This is a genomic window from Saccharothrix texasensis, assembly GCF_003752005.1.
GTDB classification, from domain to species: Bacteria; Actinomycetota; Actinomycetes; order Mycobacteriales; family Pseudonocardiaceae; genus Actinosynnema; species Actinosynnema texasense.
Genome location: NZ_RJKM01000001.1, coordinates 5,420,272 through 5,437,125 on the forward strand (window position 1 = coordinate 5,420,272; position 16,854 = coordinate 5,437,125).

Genomic DNA, 16,854 nt, shown 5'->3' on the forward strand with positions numbered 1-16,854 from the left:
CTACTGCCGCCCGCTGTGCCCGGCGTCCGGTCGCTCGCGGTCGTCGATGTCCTCGACCCGGTCCCCACCGGTGTCGATCGGCCCGCTCTCCTGCGGCTCCAGCACGTCGACCTGGCGCGGCTCCACGTCCCGGTCCGACTCCGACAGCAACGACCTGATCCCCGAGTTCAGCACCGCCAGCAGCGGCACCGACAGCAGCGCGCCCGCGATGCCGCCCACGACGAGACCGGTGGTGATCGCCAGCACCACGGCCAGCGGGTGCAGCTTCACCGCGCGCCCCAGCAGCAGCGGCTGCAGCACGTGGCTCTCCAGCTGCATCACGCCGATGAGCACGGCCAGGATGATCAGCGCCTCGATCGGCCCGTTGGCCACCAGCGCCACCAGCACCGCCACCGCGCCGGTGATCACCGCGCCCACGATCGGGATGAACGCGCCGAGGAACACCAGCGCCGACAGCGGCACCACCAGCGGCACGTCCACGATCCACAGCCCGACGCCGACGCCGACCGCGTCCACGACCGCCACCAGCGCGGTCGCCCGCACGTACGACACGAGCGAGGCGAACCCGCGCCGCCCCGCCACGTCGGCCCGGCCGCGCACGTCGCGCGGCACGATCCGGACCAGGAACCGCCAGATGCCGTCGCCGTCGTGCAGGAAGAAGATCAGCGTGAACAGGGCGAGGATCAACCCGGTCAGCAGCTCGCCCACGGTGGCCGCCGTGGTCAGCGCCCCGGAGGTGATCTCGGTCTGGTTCTCCTTGACCGTCTCCACCACCCGGTCCAGGTACTGCTGGAGCTGGACGTCGCTCAGGTGCAGCGGACCGTCCTTGAGCCAGCCGCGGATCGTGTCCAGGCTCGCGCTGACCTGCTCCTGCAACTGCGGCAGGCCCTTGGAGAACTCGGTGATCACGAACGTGAGCACGCCGCCGACCACCGCGATGCCGCCGACGAGCACCACGCCCGTGGCCAGGCCGCGCGGGATGCCCGCCCGGTTCAGCTGCGACACCGCGGGCGACAGCAGCGCGGCCAGCAGCAGCGCCACCCCGGTCGGGATGACGATCGTGGCCATGAACCCGACCACGTGGAACACCACGTAGAGCGCCGCGACCACGGCCACGAACCGCCAACTCAGGGCGGCCGAGACGCGCAACAGCCGCGGCACCCTCTCGCTGATCTCATCACTCCGCGTCACGCCGATCACGGTAGTCCGCCCCACCACCCCGGGTGCGCCGGTCGCGCACCCCGCCGGCATGTCGAACCCCACGTTTCGGATTGCGGCAAACCCTGGCGGAACCGGCACGGCGGGTGATCGGATCGCGGGCGTGACCGCCGAGCAGACCGTCGAGGGCGCCGTCCGCGCCGCGTTCGCCGCCGGCCGCCCGCTGAGGTTCGACCCCAGGACGCCCAAGCGCAACCGCACGGTCCGCGGCGAGCTGCTGTCCGGGCTGCTCACCGACAGCGGCCCGCGGACCGCCGCGCTGAGGCTGGTCGGCGCGAACGTCGTCGGCTCGTTCGCCCTGGAGGGAGCGCGGGTCGACCACGTGGTCGACTTCCTGGACTGCTCCTTCGAACGCCCGCCGGACCTGCGCATGGCCCGCCTGGTCGGCCTGCGGATGCGCGGCTGCGAGGTGCCCGGCCTGTGGGGCCGCAACCTGCGCGTCGGCAGCGACCTGGTGCTGGAGGCCGGTTTCACCAGCGACGGCGTGGTCGACCTGACCGACGCCTCGGTCGACGGCACGTTCCGGCTGGCGGGCGCCGTGCTGCGCGACGGCGGCGGCGACCACGCCCTGCTCGCCGCGCGCATCCGGCTGTCCGGCTCGTTGCAGGCCATCGCGCTGCGCGCGGGCGGCGAGGTGCGGCTGCGCGGCGCGGACGTCGGCGGCAACGTGCACCTCGGCGGCGCGCGCCTGCTCAACGCCGGTCAGAACGCCCTGGACGCCACCGGCGTCACCATCGCGGGCACCCTGTTCTGCGACGCCGAGGGCGGCCGGTTCACCGCCGAGGGCCGCATCCTGCTCGACGGCGCGCGGATCGGCGGCAGCGCCGTGTTCTCCGGCGCCCGGCTGCACGCCAGCGTGGTCGACCGCCCGGTCCTGGTGATACCGCGCGGCACCGCCGACGAGGCCGCCGCGCTGGTCGCCGACCGGATGCGGGTGGAGGGCAACGTCGAGCTGGACGACGGCTTCACCTCCTCCGGCACGGTCCGCCTGCCCAACGCCGACATCGGCGGCTACCTGCGGCTCTCCGGCGCGGTGATCGGCCGCCGCGACGCGGTCGAGGACCCGGCGGAGCACGCCGGCGAGGCCGTCCAGCGCATCCCGGTCGCCCTGCACGCGGACGGCATCCAGGTGCGCGGCGACCTCGAAGCGCGCGGCGCGGTCAACGGCGGCATCCACGGCGACGGCGAACGGACCGCCGCGCTGAAGGCCTACGGCCAGGTGCGCCTGGTCGACGCGCACGTGCGGGGCAGCGCGTCCCTGTCCGGCGTCGAGCTGCACGGGCCCGGCATCGACGTCCTGTTCGCCGACCGGCTGCGCGTCGGCGGCACGCTGTTCCTCCGCGACCTGCGCGCCCACGGCTCGCTGCGCCTGCAGAACGCCGAGATCGGCTCCACCCTCGACTGCTCCGGCGCGTCCCTGCTCTCGCCGCGCCGCCGCCCCGACGGCACGGTGAAGCCGTCGCTGGACGCCCGCGTGGCCACCATCGGCAAGGACTTCCTGTGCAGCCACGGCTTCACCGCCGCGGGCGGCGTGCGGATCCGGCTCGCCGAGGTCGGCAAGATGGCCACCTTCGCGGGCGCGCGCCTGGGTGGTCCGGGCAGCGACATCGCGCTGAACGCCTACGGGCTCACGGTGAGCCAGCTCGTGCTGCGGCTCTCGGAGGACCGCACCCCGGTGGGCCGGGTCGTGCTGACCCGGGTCGGCGCGGCGACCGTGCTGGACGGGCCGGGGCTGTGGGCCGCCACCGGCGGCGTCGACGTGGAGGACTTCACGTTCCGCTCGATCTCGTCCACGCCGCACGTGGACGTGCGCACCCGGCTGCGCTGGCTGCGCGAGGTGCAGCCGGACTTCGCGCCCGGCCCCTACGAGCAGCTGGCCGCGGTGTACCGCGACGGCGGCGAGGAGGAGCTGGCGCAGCTCGTGCAGCTGGAGAAGCAGCGGCGGCGCTACTCCGAGCTCGGCGTCGCGGGCCGGGTCTGGGGCTTCCTGCAGCGCTGGACGGTCGGCTACGGCTACCGGCCGTGGCTCGCCATCGCCTGGCTGACCGCGTTCTGGCTGGCGGGCACGGGCTGGTTCCTGGGCCACGAGATGCCGAAGCTCAACGAGGACGAGTCGCCGTCCTGGAACGCCTGGCTGCTGTCGATGGACCTGCTGATCCCGATCGTGGACCTCGGCCAGGACGGCAAGTGGAAGTTCAGCGGCGCCTCGCAGTGGATTTCCAGCACCCTGATCGCGGTCGGCTGGATCCTCGCGTCGACGGCCGCCGCCGGCGCGGCGCGGGTGCTCAAGCGCGTCTGATCACGCACCGTCACTACCGGAAGCACAGAGTGTTCGTCACACGATCCGGCGAACCAGGTGTGGATGGAGTGCGCGCGGGCACCGGCTGCTGGCAGTCTCTCGTCGTCGGCTTGATCACCCGGATCACGTCGCCGGCGAATCCCAGGGCTTTCGGCGGAGGTTTCAACGATGTCGTGCGGTGACCAGCGAGTGGGAACGGGGGCGAGCCGCGTTCGGCGGCTGCTCTCCCGCGCCCTGCTGGTCGTCGGCGGCACGCTGGCCGGCACCGCCGCGGCCTGGGCGCTGTCCGCGACCGCGGCGTCGGCGCAGATCCCCGTCGTCGAGCCGATCGCCGAGATCGCGCACGACTCGCTGCCGCCCCGTGCGGCGGAAGGCTCGGTCGAGGCCGCGTTGGCCCCGGTCGGCCGAGCCGTGCAGGACCTCGACACCGCGCTGAGCAGCCCACGGGTGCCCGAGCCGAGCCCGCCCGACCTGCGCCGCGTCGCGGATGACCTCCGCGGCGCCGTCGGAGGCGTGCGCGACTGGCTGGGGCACCGCGCGTCCGAGCAGGCGCCCGTCGACGTGGTCGTCGCCGGCGCCGTGACGCGGCAGGTCACCGAGACCACCCCGGCCGCCGCCGCCGTGCCGGTGTCCGCCGGCACCCCGGTGGTGCACGGGGTGTTCGGCAAGCTCAGCCGGTCGTGGCTGGACGCGCCGCGGCAGCCGGTCGCCGCGCTGTCCGACGCGGACGTGCCCTCCCTGCCGGGAGACCCGTCCGGGTTGCCGTCGATGCCGTTCGCGCCGCTCGGCGCGCCGGCCCACTGCTCCTGCGGTGGCGACGGCTCCGGCTCCTCCGGCGGCGGCAACGGCTCCTTCACGGCCGTCTCCGCCGGCCGCATCGACCCCGCGGTGGCCCGGGCTCTGTTCCCCGCCACCGAGCGGAACACCGTGACGCAGGGCAAGCAGCCCGGCGTCACTCCCGACTGACCCCAGCGCGCGGTCCGCGGCAGCTCATCGACGAGCTGACCCGGTGCTCGACCGTCGCGCCGCTTCGCGTGCGCTCCCACACCGGTCGAGCTGCCGCGCCCCTCGAAAAAAGACCAGGGTGGTCGTCCTCTTCGACGCGGTCGCCGCGTCCGATCACCCCTCACCTCCCGCAAGGGACACCGGAAGAAGGAGAACCCATGCACACCTGGGCCAAGCGCGGTCTCCAGACCGCACTTGTCACTGGTGGTTTGCTGATGCTCGGCACGGGCATCGCTTCAGCCCAGGAGAACGTCAACCCGGACGCGAAACCGAACCCGCTCGACGCGAAGGTTCGCGTGCCGGTCGACGTCGACCACAACAACCTGGGCACCCTGCTCGGCAACCACGACCTGCCGGACATCCACCACGAGTTCGGCACCCCGAGCGCGGCCGGCCTGCCCGTCCGCCACCTCGCCGAGCCGGCCAACCCGCTGGTCCGCGGCGCGCAGGACCGGGCGGCCGGCGTCGAGACCGGGGGCCTGACCCGCGGCAACACCGCCGACGCCGACGTGGTCGTGCCGGTCAGCGTCTGCGGCAACGCGATCGCGGCCACCGGCGACGCCTACAGCGACGGCGTGTGCGTCCAGTCGGCGTCCAGCACCGGCGAGATCCGGACCGACGGGTCGCGCGGCACGCTGGCCGGCAACGTGGCGCACGCCGCCGCCGCCGTCTCGCCCCAGGTCAACGGCAACGCCGTCGCGGCCCTGGCCAACGCCGAGTCCCACGCCACGTCCCACCAGCGGGCGGTCGCGGGCGACCGCGTCCGCACCTCGGGCGAGGACGGCTCGCTGTCGGGCAACATCGCCGCCGTCCAGGGCGCGGTGCCCGCGCAGGTCACCAACAACGCGGTCGCCGCGGGCGGCAACTCCTTCAGCGGGGCCTCGTCCTCGAACGACGCCCAGGCCGTCGGCTCGCTGACCACCACCGGCCGGCGCGGCACCGCCGGCGGCAACGTCCTCGGCGCCCCGGTCGCGCCGGTCGTCGCGGTCACCGGCAACGGCGTGGCCGCCGCGGGCAACGCGGACACCGCCACCGAGAACCGGGCGTCGGCCGACGCGGGCACCACCCACCGCGACCACACCGACCTGCCGATGTGGACCTACACCTCCGGCAACGACGGCACCCTCGCGGGCAACGTGGTCCAGCCCGCGTTCGCCGGGCCCGTCGCCGCGGGCGACAACGCCCTGGCGGGCGGCGGCAACGCGCAGGTCGACAACGCCATGGCGCACGACGCCGAAGCCGGCGGCAACAGCTTCACCGCCGGCCAGGACTCGGTGCTGTCCGGCACCTTCGCCGACGCGCCCGTCGCCCTGCCGGTCTCCGGCGCGGGCAACGCGCTGTCCGGCGTGGGCACCACCTCGGCCCGGCACGCGAACGAGGCCACCGCGGTCTCCGGCGGCGACACCTACACCAACGGCGACCGGTCGGTCCTGGCGGCGAACTCGGTGAACCTGCCGCCCGCCGGCGCGGCCGACCTGTGCGGCAACGGCCTGGCCGGCGGCGGCATCGCCGACGCCGACTGCGGCAACGACGTGGTCGCGGACTCCGGCGGCTACAACGGCACCACCGGCAACGACGCGGTCGGCTCCGGCAACGTCGGCCAGGTGCCGCTGGGCCTGCCCGCCGAGGCGTTCGGCAACGGTGTCGGCGCGGCGGGCACGCCGACCGGCCGGGCCACCGAGAACAAGACCGTGCGCTCCGGCCGGGTCGCGACCAGCGTCGACGACAACGGCACCGCGTCCAGCAACGTGGTGTCCGCGCCGACCGCGCTCGGCGGCCAGGTGTTCGGCAACTCGGGCGGCGCGGTCGCCAACCCGACGTCGAAGACCGACAGCGACACCGAGATCGACCTCGGCAACCCGCCGACCGCCAACGGCAAGCACGGCTCCGCCTCCGGCAACATCGTGCACCTGCCCACCTCGAACCCGGCCCAGGTCTTCGGCGACTCCGTGGTCGCGGTCGGCAACGGCTCGTCGGAGACCGACAGCAAGCTCGACTCCCGCTCCGGCGGGGCCGCCACCACCACCGGTGACGAGGGCTCGCTGTCGGGCAACGTGCTGTCGCTGCCCGAGGCCTCCTCGCCGCAGGTGTTCGGCAGCGCGATCGGCGCGGGCAGCAACGTCGAGTCGGAGAGCCGCAACCAGTTCGGCTCGCACTCCGGTGGCGACGTGCAGACCTCCGGCGACGACGCGTCGTTCTCGGGCAACGGCGTCGGCGCGCAGCCGTCGATCCCGCTGCAGGTGTTCGGCGACGCCGTCACCGCCGCCGGCAACGGCGAGTCCCGGACGGACAACCGGACCGGCCTGATCGCCGGCGGCCGGCACCTGACCTCCGCCGAGGACAGCGCGTGGTCGGGCAACCTGCTCACCGCGCCCGCCGCGCTCACGCCGTCGGTGCACGGCGACGCCGTGACCGTGGCCGGCCTCGCGGACGCCGCGACCGCCAGCCGGTCGCAGAGCCAGTCCGGTGGCGTGACCACCACCGCGGGCCGCGGCGCGGTCAGCGCGCACGACCTGGAAGCGCCGACCGAGGCGTTCGCCCGCATGTTCGGCATCCCGGTGGACGTGCTCGGCACGGCCACCACCAACGCGCACGAGGTCAACGACGTGCGCACCGGCGACGACCGGGGCGACACCGCCCAGGTCGGTGACGCGAACCGGGGCATCCAGCTCCCGGCGAGCGTCGACAGCCTGCTGCGCGTCACCGAGGTGCCGACCCTGGACCTCCTCGGCGTGGTGTCCCGGTACACCGTGCCGGTGGCCCTGCCGGGGATGGACGACCTGCGTGCGCTGCCGATCGACCGCCTGGACCAGGTCCAGCTGCCGGGCAGCGACCTGCTCGCCCGGTCCGTCCCGAAGCCGGAAGCGCCGGAGGTGGAGCTGCCCAAGCCCGAACTGCCCAAGCCCCAGCTGCCCGAGGCGGACGCGCCGCTCGGCGCGCTGTCGCAGGCCGAGCTGCCCACCCAGGAGATGCCGCGCATCGGCAGCGTCGACCAGGTGCTCCGCAACGGGTTGCCGCCGGTCGTCCAGGCGAGCCGCGCCGCGTTCCGCACGGTGCCCATCGCGGGTGTGCTGACCCGTTCGGTGCAGTCCGAGTCGGACGAGCGCTCGTTCGGCGGCAGCCTGCCGCTGATCGGCGACCTCACCTCGACGTCGGCCCTCCCGGCCGTGGACAGCCTGCCGCTGCAGGGCCTGACCCAGGGCCGCACCCTGCCGACGCTGCCCGTCGCGGCGCCGGCCGGGCTGCCGTTCGTGCTGCCGACGCCCGGTGTGGCGCAGCCCCGCACCGAGTCCCCGATGGTGCCGCCGCTGGCCCTGAGCGGCCTGAACGTCAACCCGGTGCAGGGTGGCACCGGCCCGACGCGGTTCACCGAGGCGCAGGCGCCCGCCCTGGCGGGCATCGACGCGCGCAGCGTCTTCAACTCGCTTGAGGACACCGCCGTGATGCCGCGGATCTGATCCACGACCCGTCCCCGCTACCGGGCCCCTGGCACTCGACGTGCCAGGGGCCCGGTCGTGTGCGCGGGCCGTGCGGCGGCGGCGTGGTCCGGTGGCGTGGTCAGCGGCGCAGGCGTTCCTCGACGTGCGCGATCACCGAGTGCAGCGGCGCTTCGCCGTCGCTGGTCACCCAGCACACCCGCACCCCGGTGCGCACGCGTTCACCGCCCAGCCGCACCGCGCGCCCGGTCAGCTCGCGCACCCGCGCCGCGACCGCCTCGCCGCTGCCGTTCGGGTGCTCCGTGACCACGGCGAACGAGTCGCCGCCGTACCGCGCCACCGTGTAGTCGGCCCGTAAACCCTGCCGCAGCCGCTTCGCCAGCACGGCCAGCAGCTCGTCGCCGCGCCTGAAGCCGTGCGCCGCGTTCACCGCCGCCATCCGGTGCACGTCCGCCAGCACCAGGGACGCCAACGTGCCCCGGGTGCGGGCCCGGATCAACGCCTGGTCCAACCGGTCGAGCAGCAGCGCCCGGCCCGGCAGCCCGGTCAGCGCGTCGAGCAGCCCGGCGCTGTGCGGCACGTCCGCCTGCACCGGTCGCAGCAGCACCAGCACCTGCCCGCGGGTCTCGACCGGGAAGTACTCGGCCCACACCTTGGCGTGCGGCAGCGCCATCGGGATGGTCAGCGGTGATCCGGTGCGCAGCACCTGCGCGGCGAGCTCGGCGCAGCTGGGCAGCGGCGCGCCGGAGTCGTCGAGGGCGCGGGCGTCACCGAGCAGGGAGGACGCCATCGGGTTCGCGGCGAGCACCACGCCGTTCCCGTCCTGGAGCAGGACCCCGACCGGCAGTTCCGAGACGAACTCGTCCCACACCGCACGGGGAACCGTCGTCTGCGCGGTACTCGTCTGCACGGTACTCATAGGACTCGTGCCTTCCGCTGAGGCATGGCCTGTCCGTGAAGAGCCTCCCTGCGGGTAGCGGGCTTTTCAATAGCCCCGGCGCCACCCGGTCCGGTGATCTTTGGCCGGCGCTGCAACGCCCAGCGAATCCAGCATCCCGGCGAAGTCCTCTTCGGACACGATCGGCACCCGGTACGCCCGCGCCCGGCGCGCCTTGCTCGACAGCGTGAACGGGTCGGCGGCCACGACCAGGCGGGTCGCCCTGGTTACGTGCCCCTGGTTGACCAGCCCGACCGACGCGGCCCGGTCGACCCACTCCTCGCGCGGCGCGTGCATCCGGCCCGTGAACACGACCCGGTCACCGCGCACCAACGTCACCAGTTCCGGCCGGTGCGACGCCGGCACGCCCGTGCCGCGGCGCACCTCGACCACGTCGTCGGCCAACGGCAGGCGCGGCACGGGTTCGGCCGCCGGCACGCCGAACCCCAGGTAGTGCGCGAACAAGCGGGCCGTGGCGCGGGCGTCGTGCAGCGCGGAGTGCGCCGAGCCGAGCACCACGCCGATCGCGGCGCAGCACGCGGCCAGCGACCGCCCGGCCCGGTCCGGCAGGTACCGGTCGGCCAGGCGCATCGTGCACAGGCCCGTCACCGGCAGGTCCACCCCGGCGCGGGCGAACTCGGCGGTCAGGAACCGGGCGTCGAAGGACAGGTTGTGCGCGACCACGACCCGGTCGGCGAGACGTGCCGCCACCGCGCCCGCGGCCTGCGCGAACGTCGGCGCGTGCCACACGTCGGCCGCGCGGATGCGGTGCACGTGCTGCGGCCCGAGGTCGCGCCCGGGGTTGAGCAGGGTGCACCACTCGTCGGTCACCCGGCCCGCGTCGTCCAGCCCGACGACGGCCACCTCGACCACCCGGTCCGACCCGCGCGCGGCGAACCCGGTCGTCTCCACGTCGACCACCGCGTACCCCATGATCGACGAACCCTACCGATCATGGTCACCCGCTCAGCGCGCGGAGCACGAGATCGACCACCGCGTCGACGAACTCCTCGGTCAACGGCGCCGTCCGCAGGAACCACCGCTGGTAGACCGGTCCCAACAACAACTCCACCGCCGCCGGCACGTCGACGTCGGCCCGTACGTCGCCTAATCGCCGGGCCGCGCGTAATCGGTCCTCCAACGCGATCCGGCGGGGCATCAGCAGCAACGTCACCAGGTCCGTGCGGGACTCGTGCACCAGCACCCGGCACACCTGGTCGAACCGCCGTTCGGCCAGCTCCTCGGCGGCGGCCCACAGCTCCCGCTTCAGGTCGATCGCCAGCACGCCGCTGGGCAGCTCGTCCGCGCCGGCCGGCCCGAACTCCACGAAGGCGTCGAACAGCAGCGGCCCCTTCGACGGCCACCACCGGTAGATCGTCTGCTTGCCGACCCCGGCCCGCGCCGCCACCGCCTCGATGGTCAACCGGGAGTGGCCGAGCGCCTCGACCAACTCCCACGCGGCCACGAGGATCGCCCGCCTCGAACGGTCGCTGCGCCGCGCCGCGTCGGGTGGCATCTTTCGATCGTATGCGCAGTTCCCGTGGTGCGGGAATGACTCACCGAGCGCGCAACCGGTGACCGGCCCGCTCGGCGCGCCGAGCCACCAGGTACGAGTACGGGGACCTGCCGTAGGCGCTGCGGAACTCGCGGCTGAGTCGCCCGGCGGGGATGCCCGCGGCGCGGGCGAGCGCCAGGACGTCCAACGGCCGCGCGAGGTCGCGGTCGATCCGGTCGCGCACGCGGCGCAAGCGCGCCAGGTCTTCGAGGCGTCGCGCGGTGGCACGTGCGCGTGCCCACGCGGGGTGGCACATGGCGGGCCTTCCCGGTCAGCGGAGCTCTTGGATGCGGATCAGGTTGCCCGCCGGGTCCCGGAAAGCGCAGTCGCGGACGCCGTAGGGCTGCGAGGTCGGCTCCTGGACCACCTCGGCGTCGCCCGCCTGCACCTTCTCGAACGTCGAGTCGAGGTCCGGGGTGGCCAGCAGGATCCAGCCGTAGGTGCCCTTGGCCATCATCTCGGTGATGGTGTTGCGCTCGTCCTCGGTGATGTTGGGGTCGGCGGCGGGCGGCGCGAGCAGGATCGACGTGTCGGGCCGGCCGACGGGGCCGACCGTGATCCAGCGCATCCGGCCCTGGCCGACGTCGCTGCGGACCTCGAAGCCGAGGGTGTCGCGGAAGAAGGCGAGGGACGCCTCCGGGTCGTCGTGCGGCAGGACGCTGGTGTTGATCGTGAGCTCCATGGCGACCAGCCTAAGCACGCACGCTGACCTGCGCTTCTCGATTCCTGATCGCTCCCCCCGGCGGTCGCGCCCGCGGCGGGAGGTCCGCGACCGCGTGCCGCCGGGTGTCAGCCCGGGACGCGGGCCGCGATGCCGTCGAGGACGAAGTCGAGGCCTGCCCGGAAGGTCTGGTCGGCGTCCAGGTGGGGGCCGTCGTGCACGAGGTTGGCCAGCGCGGGGAACCGGCCGGTGGCGAAGACCTTGGTCAGGTACGGCCCGTAGGTGGCCTGCCACTGCTCCTTGTCCAGCCCGGAAGCCCGTTCGGCGCGCAGCTCGGTGATCTCCCGCCGCACCGCGCCGACCACGTACGCGTTGACCGCGGCGACCGCCGGCACGACCGTGGCCAGGTCGACCCCGGCCATCGCGGCCAGCACGGCCTCCCCGCCGGCCAGCGTGTTCGGCCCGAGCTGGGGCCGCCCGCCGATCAGGTCGGCGAGCCACTCGTGCCGCCGGGCGGCCTGCCGGGTGGTCTCGGCCAGGGAGCGCAGCACCTCACGCCACCCGTCGCCGGTCGGCCGGATCTCCTCGTGGACCGCGTCGACCATCAGGTCGAGCAGCTCCTCCTTGGTGGCGATGTAGCCGTACAGCCGCATCGGCCCGACGTCCAGCGCCGCGGCGACCTTGCGCAGCGACACCGCGTCCAGGCCGTCCGCGTCGGCGAGCCGGATCGCCGCCCGCACGATCCGCTCCCGGCTCAGCGGGGCCGGCACCGGTCGGTCCGGCGGCTCAGGTCGCTCCCACACCAACATGCGAAGGAGGGTACAGCGCCCGTCCTGATACAGTGTATCGAAGAGATACAGTGAATCGAGAGGGTGGCCATGCGCATAGCGATCGTCGGAGCCGGCTTGGGCGGCCTGGCCCTTGCCCGGGTGCTGCACGTGCACGGCATCGAGTCCGTGGTCTACGAGCGCGAGGCGTCACGCCACGCGCGTGGCCAGGGCGGGATGCTCGACATCCACTCCGGCCAGCGGGCGCTGCGCGAAGCCGGCCTGATCGACCGGTTCTTCGCGATAGCCCGCGGCGAGGGCCAGGACATGCGCCTGCTGGAGCCCGACGGCACCCTGCTGCTCCAGGAGGACACGCCCGACGACGCCCCGCTCGCCCGACCCGAGGTCGACCGCGCCGACCTCCGCGACCTGCTGCTGGACTCGCTCCCCGACGGCGTGGTGCGCTGGGGGCACGCGCTCGGGTCCGCCGCCGACGGCGTGCTCCGCTTCGCCGACGGCGGTAGCGCGACCTACGACCTGCTGGTCGGCGCGGACGGCGCGCAGTCCCGGGTCCGCCCGCTGCTCACCGACGCCCGCCCGACGCACCTCGGCCAGAACGTGGTCGAGATCGGCATCCCCGACATCGACCGCACCCACCCCGACCTCGCGGCGATGGTCGGGCGCGGCAACTACTGGGTCCTCGGCGACGGGCTGTCCCTGGGGGCGCAGCGCAACGGCGACGGCCGCGTCCGCATCGGCCTGAGCTTCTACCGCACCGGCGAGGACTGGTTCGCCACCAGCGGCATCCCGTTCGACGACCCGGCCGCCGCCCGCGCGCGGCTGATCGACCTGCTCGACGGCTGGCACCCGCGGTTCACCGCCCTGGTCGCGGCCTGCGACGACACGATCGTGCCGCGGGCGATCACCACCCTCCCGGTCGGCCTGACCTGGCCGGCACGCCCGGACGTCACGCTGGTCGGCGACGCCGCGCACCTGATGCCACCGGTGGGCGAGGGCGCGAACATGGCGCTGCTCGACGGCGCCCTGCTCGGCCTCGCCCTGGCCGCGCACCCGGACGACCACCCCACCGCCGTCCGGGAGTACGAGCGGGAGATGTTCGAGCGCGCCGGGGCCGCCGCCCGGATGTCCGCCCAGATCCAGGAACTGCTGGTGGCGCCGGACGCCGCCCGCCGGATGCTCGCCTTCTTCCAACCCGGCTGACCGCGGGGTCAGCCCTGGGCGAGGTCGGCGAAGCGGCTGTAGTGCAGCTGGTGGGCGACGGTGATGGTGGCCGTCGGGCCGGCGCGGTGCTTGGCGATGATCAGGTCCGCCTCGCCCGCGCGCGGGTCGTCGCGCTCCCAGGCGTCCGGGCGGTTGATCAGGATGACCATGTCGGCGTCCTGCTCCAGCGAGCCGGACTCACGCAGGTCGGACAGCTGCGGGCGCTTGTCGGTGCGCTGCTCCGGGCCGCGGTTGAGCTGGCTGATCGCGATCACCGGCACCTCGAGCTCCTTGGCGATCAGCTTCAGGTTCCGGGAGAACTCGGAGACCTCCTGCTGACGGGACTCGGTGCGCTTGCCCGACGACATCAGCTGGAGGTAGTCGACCACCACCAGCCGCAGGTCGTGGCGCTGCTTCAACCGCCGCGCCTTGGCCCGGATCTCCATCATGGTCAGGTTCGGCGAGTCGTCGACGAACAGCGGCGCCTCGCTGATCTCACTCATCCGCCGCGCCAACCGCGTCCAGTCGTCGTCACTCATCCGCCCACCGCGCATGTCGCCGAGCCGGATGCGCGCCTCCGCCGACAGCATGCGCATGACGATCTCCGTGCGCGACATCTCCAGCGAGAAGATCGCGCTGGTCAACCCGTGCTTCACCGAGCACGACCGGGCGAAGTCCAGTCCCAGCGTCGAGTTGTGGGTCGGGATCATCGACCGGCCCGCGAGGTACAGGTGGTTCCGGTTGTCCACTTCGACACAACGCACCGGCACACTCGGAACAGGGCGCACGTCGACGATGAACCGCGACCCCGTCCGGGCCAGGCCCGTGGCCCGGCGACGCTCCTTCAGCACCAGCCGCTTGCGCTCCAGCCGGAACACGTCGTCGTCGGTGCCGAAGGTCAACGTGTAGGCGGTGGAGCTGCGGTCGCTGCGCCCGCGGACCTGCTTGGTGCTGGTCGAGCACCGGTAGCCCAGGCTCACGATCAGCTCGCGCACGTCCTCGGCCAGCCGCCGGTTCGTGACCGCGAACTGCACGGACCCGCCGGTCGTCACGGTGCCGTCGGTGTCCAGCAGCCCGGCCAGCAGCGCGCGCCGCTGAGCGATGGACGCCCGCAGGTACACCGCCGGGATGTGCTTGTCGTCGAGCACCCCGATGCTGCGGAGGACACCCTGCGCGGTGCCGTGCTCGCGGTGGCACTCCTGGCACAGGCGCAGGCCGCTCGACGGCCGACCGCAGTCCGGGCACGTCGGGGCCGGGACCGGGGCCGAGGTGAACCGGGACCTGCCGCCGCAGCTGCGACCGCAGGTCTTCACCTGCGTGGTCTTCGGCGTGAAGTGCGTGCCGCAGACGACGCAGTCGCGCGTCGCGATCGGCTCCGGTGCCGGCAGCTTGATGCCGTAGAGCAGCTTGCCGCTCTGCGGCACCACGTCGTACCCCTCGGCCTCGACGTGCCACGCGATCTCCGGGTCCGCCGTGGTGAACCGGGAACCGGCGGAGTGGCCGTCCCCAAGCCACACACCGAGCGTGTAGGGGCCGAGCGGGAGGGCGGATTCGGGCAGGTCGAGGGGTTCGGCATTGGCCACCGAGTGGTTGAGGCGGCGGTCGGCGGTCTCGCAGCGCAAGCTCTCCGCGATCTCGCGCGTGGTCCTGACCTCGCCGAACGCCCGGCGGCCGCGGCCGGTCGCCGACTCCTGCGCCGAGCGCCGCGAGGCCCGGGTCTCGGTGAGCCACTGGTGCTCGGCGTCGGCCACCAGCACCGAGCCGTCGGAAAACTCGACCTCGTAGCACGGCCGCCCGCGCATCACCTCGGTCGCGGCCACCACGGTCGTGGGGCGACCGTCCGCGCCGATGAGCTGGTCACCGACGGCGACCTCGCCCATGGTCGTCCACCCCGTCGGCGTGGCGAGCGGGGTGTCGAGCGCGAGCGCCTTGCCGACACCCGGTCGGGCCGCGACGATGATCATCTGACCCGGGTGCAGGCCGTTGGTCAGCTCGTCCAGGTCCGCGAAGCCGGTGGGGATGCCCAGTGACGAGCCGCCGCGCGAGGCGATGGCGTCGATCTCGTCCATGGTCGGCTGGAGCAGCTCCTCCAGCACCACGTAGTCCTCGGTGGTGCGGCGCTCGGTGACCTCGTAGATCGCCGCCTGCGCCCGGTCGACCACCTCGTCCACGTCCGCGCCCTCGGCGCCGTTGTAGCCGAGCTGGACGATCCTCGTGCCCGCCTCCACCAACCGCCGCAGCACGGCCTTCTCCGCCACGATCTCGGCGTAGTAGGAGGCGTTGGCGGCGGTCGGCACGGTGGCGATCAGGGTGTGCAGGTACGGCGCGCCGCCCACCCGCAGCAGCTCGCCCCGGCGTTCCAGCTCGGCGGACACCGTGATCGGGTCGGCCGGCTCGCCGCGCCCGTACAGGTCGAGGACGCAGTCGTACACGGCCTGGTGGGCGGGCCGGTAGAAGTCGTTGGGCGCCAGGACCTCGACCACGTCGGCGATCGCGTCCTTGCTCAGCAGCATCCCGCCGAGCACCGACTGCTCGGCGGCGAGGTCCTGCGGCGGCTGCCGTTCGAAGCCGGGCTCGGCCATGCCCCGGTCGTCCACCAGCGCCACCGTGAGCTCACCCCAATCTGCTGCCGTGCGGATGTTGTACCTCGTGGGTCCGACAAAGTCCGCCACGCCACGCCTCGTGGTCCAGCGACGCTAGAGCCACCTGGATGGCGTAGGCAAACCCACCTGTGGACAACTCGGTGGACAGCTTGGGGATGGTCGCGCCCAGCTGACCACAAGGCTGGGGAAACCTGTGGACAACCTGGGTACAACTCGGGTCCAGACAAAAGTCGGCGCAGGTCAAGGCCTGTGGATAAGTTTGTGGAAAAGTAGTGCGTCACACCTTCGGCGTGTCGCGTGTAACCGGCTGCACGGCGTGTCGCGCCCAACGTGTCACACGAGTTGTCCACAGCCGGACGTGCGAAAGCGCCGCCCGACCAGAACACCTGGTCGAACGGCGCTTCCGGGAAAACGTCAGACGCTCGCGACCTCGACGGACAGCGCCACGGTGACCTCCGGGTGGAGCCGGACGTTCACCGAGTGCTTGCCGAGGGTCTTGATGTGGCCCGCGATCTCGACGGACCGCTTGTCCAGCGTCGGCCCGCCGGCCGCGCGCACGGCCGACACGACGTCGGACGAGGTGACGGAGCCGAACAGCTTCTTCGAGCCCGTCGCGGACTTGGCCTTCAGCGTCACGGAGCCGAGGCCCTCGAGCGTGGCCTTGATCTCCTTGGCGTGGTCCAGGTCCCGCACCCGGCGGGTGTCCTGCGCCCGGCGGATGACCTCGACCTGCTTGGTCGCGCCCTTGGTGGCGACGATCGCCAGGCCGCGCGGCAGCAGGTAGTTGCGGCCGTAGCCGTCCTTGACCTCGACGATGTCGCCGGGGCCACCGAGGCCGGTCACGTCAGCGGTGAGGATGAGCTTCACGATGCCGTCCCCTTTCTCAGCGAGCGGTCGAGGTGTAGGGCAGCAGCGCCATCTCGCGGGCGTTCTTGACGGCGACCGCGACGTCGCGCTGGTGCTGGGAGCAGTTGCCGGTGACCCGGCGGGCGCGGATCTTGCCCCGGTCCGAGATGTACTTCCGGAGCAGGGTGGTGTCCTTGTAGTCGATCAGGTTGGCGTTCTTGTCCTTGCAGAACGCGCAGACCTTCTTCTTGGGCTTGCGCACAGGCGGCTTGGCCATGTGTGGACTCCTGGTATTACGCAGTGAA

General features: G+C 73.3%; 13 protein-coding genes and 1 pseudogene. 4 read left to right on the forward strand and 10 right to left on the reverse strand.

All coding sequences use genetic code 11. From position 1 onward, the window contains the following. On the reverse strand, window positions 1-1,191 hold the full coding sequence (locus EDD40_RS23565) for an AI-2E family transporter (RefSeq protein ID WP_246037783.1): 1,191 nt from the start codon (window positions 1,189-1,191) through the stop codon (window positions 1-3). Between the two features lie 130 nt (window positions 1,192-1,321). Between EDD40_RS23565 and EDD40_RS23570 the strand changes: the two genes are divergently transcribed. From EDD40_RS23570 to EDD40_RS23580, 3 genes are all read left to right on the forward strand, one after another. After that, window positions 1,322-3,517 (forward strand): translocation/assembly module TamB domain-containing protein, encoded by a 2,196-nt coding sequence (locus tag EDD40_RS23570; RefSeq protein ID WP_123744860.1) that lies wholly within the window; start codon window positions 1,322-1,324, stop codon window positions 3,515-3,517. A gap of 189 nt (window positions 3,518-3,706) precedes the next feature. After that, window positions 3,707-4,483, forward strand: a complete 777-nt coding sequence (locus tag EDD40_RS23575) for a hypothetical protein (RefSeq protein WP_170184865.1) — start codon at window positions 3,707-3,709, stop codon at window positions 4,481-4,483. Window positions 4,484-4,680: 197 nt separating this feature from the next. Next, complete coding sequence (locus EDD40_RS23580) at window positions 4,681-7,980, forward strand: beta strand repeat-containing protein (protein ID WP_148088895.1); 3,300 nt, start codon at window positions 4,681-4,683, stop codon at window positions 7,978-7,980. A 100-nt stretch (window positions 7,981-8,080) separates the two neighbouring features. Here EDD40_RS23580 and EDD40_RS23585 read toward each other — a convergent pair whose 3' ends face one another. The 6 genes and pseudogenes from EDD40_RS23585 to EDD40_RS23610 all read right to left on the reverse strand — a co-directional run bounded on the left by EDD40_RS23585 (window position 8,081) and on the right by EDD40_RS23610 (window position 11,921). Further along, entirely contained in the window at window positions 8,081-8,878 is a 798-nt protein-coding gene (locus EDD40_RS23585) for a sensor domain-containing diguanylate cyclase (RefSeq protein ID WP_123744863.1), read from the reverse strand. Window positions 8,879-8,944: 66 nt separating this feature from the next. Continuing rightward, a complete protein-coding gene (locus EDD40_RS23590; protein ID WP_123744864.1) occupies window positions 8,945-9,829 on the reverse strand; it encodes an exonuclease domain-containing protein in 885 nt (294 codons plus the stop codon). A gap of 25 nt (window positions 9,830-9,854) precedes the next feature. Further along, window positions 9,855-10,412, reverse strand: a complete 558-nt coding sequence (locus tag EDD40_RS23595; protein ID WP_123744865.1) for a TetR/AcrR family transcriptional regulator — start codon at window positions 10,410-10,412, stop codon at window positions 9,855-9,857. 49 nt (window positions 10,413-10,461) lie between these two features. Continuing rightward, window positions 10,462-10,707: pseudogene (locus tag EDD40_RS23600) on the reverse strand (helix-turn-helix transcriptional regulator); the annotation flags it as partial. A gap of 15 nt (window positions 10,708-10,722) precedes the next feature. Next, entirely contained in the window at window positions 10,723-11,133 is a 411-nt protein-coding gene (locus EDD40_RS23605) for a VOC family protein (RefSeq protein WP_123744866.1), read from the reverse strand. A 107-nt stretch (window positions 11,134-11,240) separates the two neighbouring features. Then, window positions 11,241-11,921, reverse strand: coding sequence for a TetR/AcrR family transcriptional regulator (locus tag EDD40_RS23610; protein ID WP_123744867.1), 681 nt, complete (start codon window positions 11,919-11,921; stop codon window positions 11,241-11,243). A gap of 69 nt (window positions 11,922-11,990) precedes the next feature. Between EDD40_RS23610 and EDD40_RS23615 the strand changes: the two genes are divergently transcribed. Next, window positions 11,991-13,100 carry an FAD-dependent oxidoreductase gene (locus tag EDD40_RS23615; RefSeq protein WP_123744868.1) on the forward strand — a complete coding sequence of 370 codons (1,110 nt, stop codon included), beginning with the start codon at window positions 11,991-11,993 and terminating at the stop codon, window positions 13,098-13,100. Between the two features lie 8 nt (window positions 13,101-13,108). On the opposite strand, the gene dnaB is transcribed toward EDD40_RS23615, so the two are convergent. The 3 genes from dnaB to rpsR form a co-directional block, all read right to left on the reverse strand. Further along, complete coding sequence (gene dnaB / locus EDD40_RS23620) at window positions 13,109-15,706, reverse strand: replicative DNA helicase (RefSeq protein WP_425471349.1); 2,598 nt, start codon at window positions 15,704-15,706, stop codon at window positions 13,109-13,111. A gap of 411 nt (window positions 15,707-16,117) precedes the next feature. Then, entirely contained in the window at window positions 16,118-16,573 is a 456-nt protein-coding gene (gene rplI, locus EDD40_RS23625) for a 50S ribosomal protein L9 (RefSeq protein WP_170185452.1), read from the reverse strand. Between the two features lie 13 nt (window positions 16,574-16,586). Then, window positions 16,587-16,826 carry a 30S ribosomal protein S18 gene (rpsR, locus tag EDD40_RS23630; protein ID WP_015805710.1) on the reverse strand — a complete coding sequence of 80 codons (240 nt, stop codon included), beginning with the start codon at window positions 16,824-16,826 and terminating at the stop codon, window positions 16,587-16,589. Window positions 16,827-16,854: the final 28 nt, after the last annotated feature.

Excerpts from the sequence above, each read along its gene's own strand:
- EDD40_RS23580 (WP_148088895.1), top strand. The coding sequence starts at position 4,681 with ATGCACACCTGGGCCAAGCGCGGTCTCCAGACCGCACTTGTCACTGGT.
- EDD40_RS23615 (WP_123744868.1), top strand. The coding sequence starts at position 11,991 with ATGCGCATAGCGATCGTCGGAGCCGGCTTGGGCGGCCTGGCCCTTGCC.
- EDD40_RS23610 (WP_123744867.1), bottom strand. The coding sequence starts at position 11,921 with ATGTTGGTGTGGGAGCGACCTGAGCCGCCGGACCGACCGGTGCCGGCC.
- EDD40_RS23605 (WP_123744866.1), bottom strand. The coding sequence starts at position 11,133 with ATGGAGCTCACGATCAACACCAGCGTCCTGCCGCACGACGACCCGGAG.
- EDD40_RS23595 (WP_123744865.1), bottom strand. The coding sequence starts at position 10,412 with ATGCCACCCGACGCGGCGCGGCGCAGCGACCGTTCGAGGCGGGCGATC.
- rpsR (WP_015805710.1), bottom strand. The coding sequence starts at position 16,826 with ATGGCCAAGCCGCCTGTGCGCAAGCCCAAGAAGAAGGTCTGCGCGTTC.
- EDD40_RS23585 (WP_123744863.1), bottom strand. The coding sequence starts at position 8,878 with ATGAGTACCGTGCAGACGAGTACCGCGCAGACGACGGTTCCCCGTGCG.
- EDD40_RS23590 (WP_123744864.1), bottom strand. The coding sequence starts at position 9,829 with ATGGGGTACGCGGTGGTCGACGTGGAGACGACCGGGTTCGCCGCGCGC.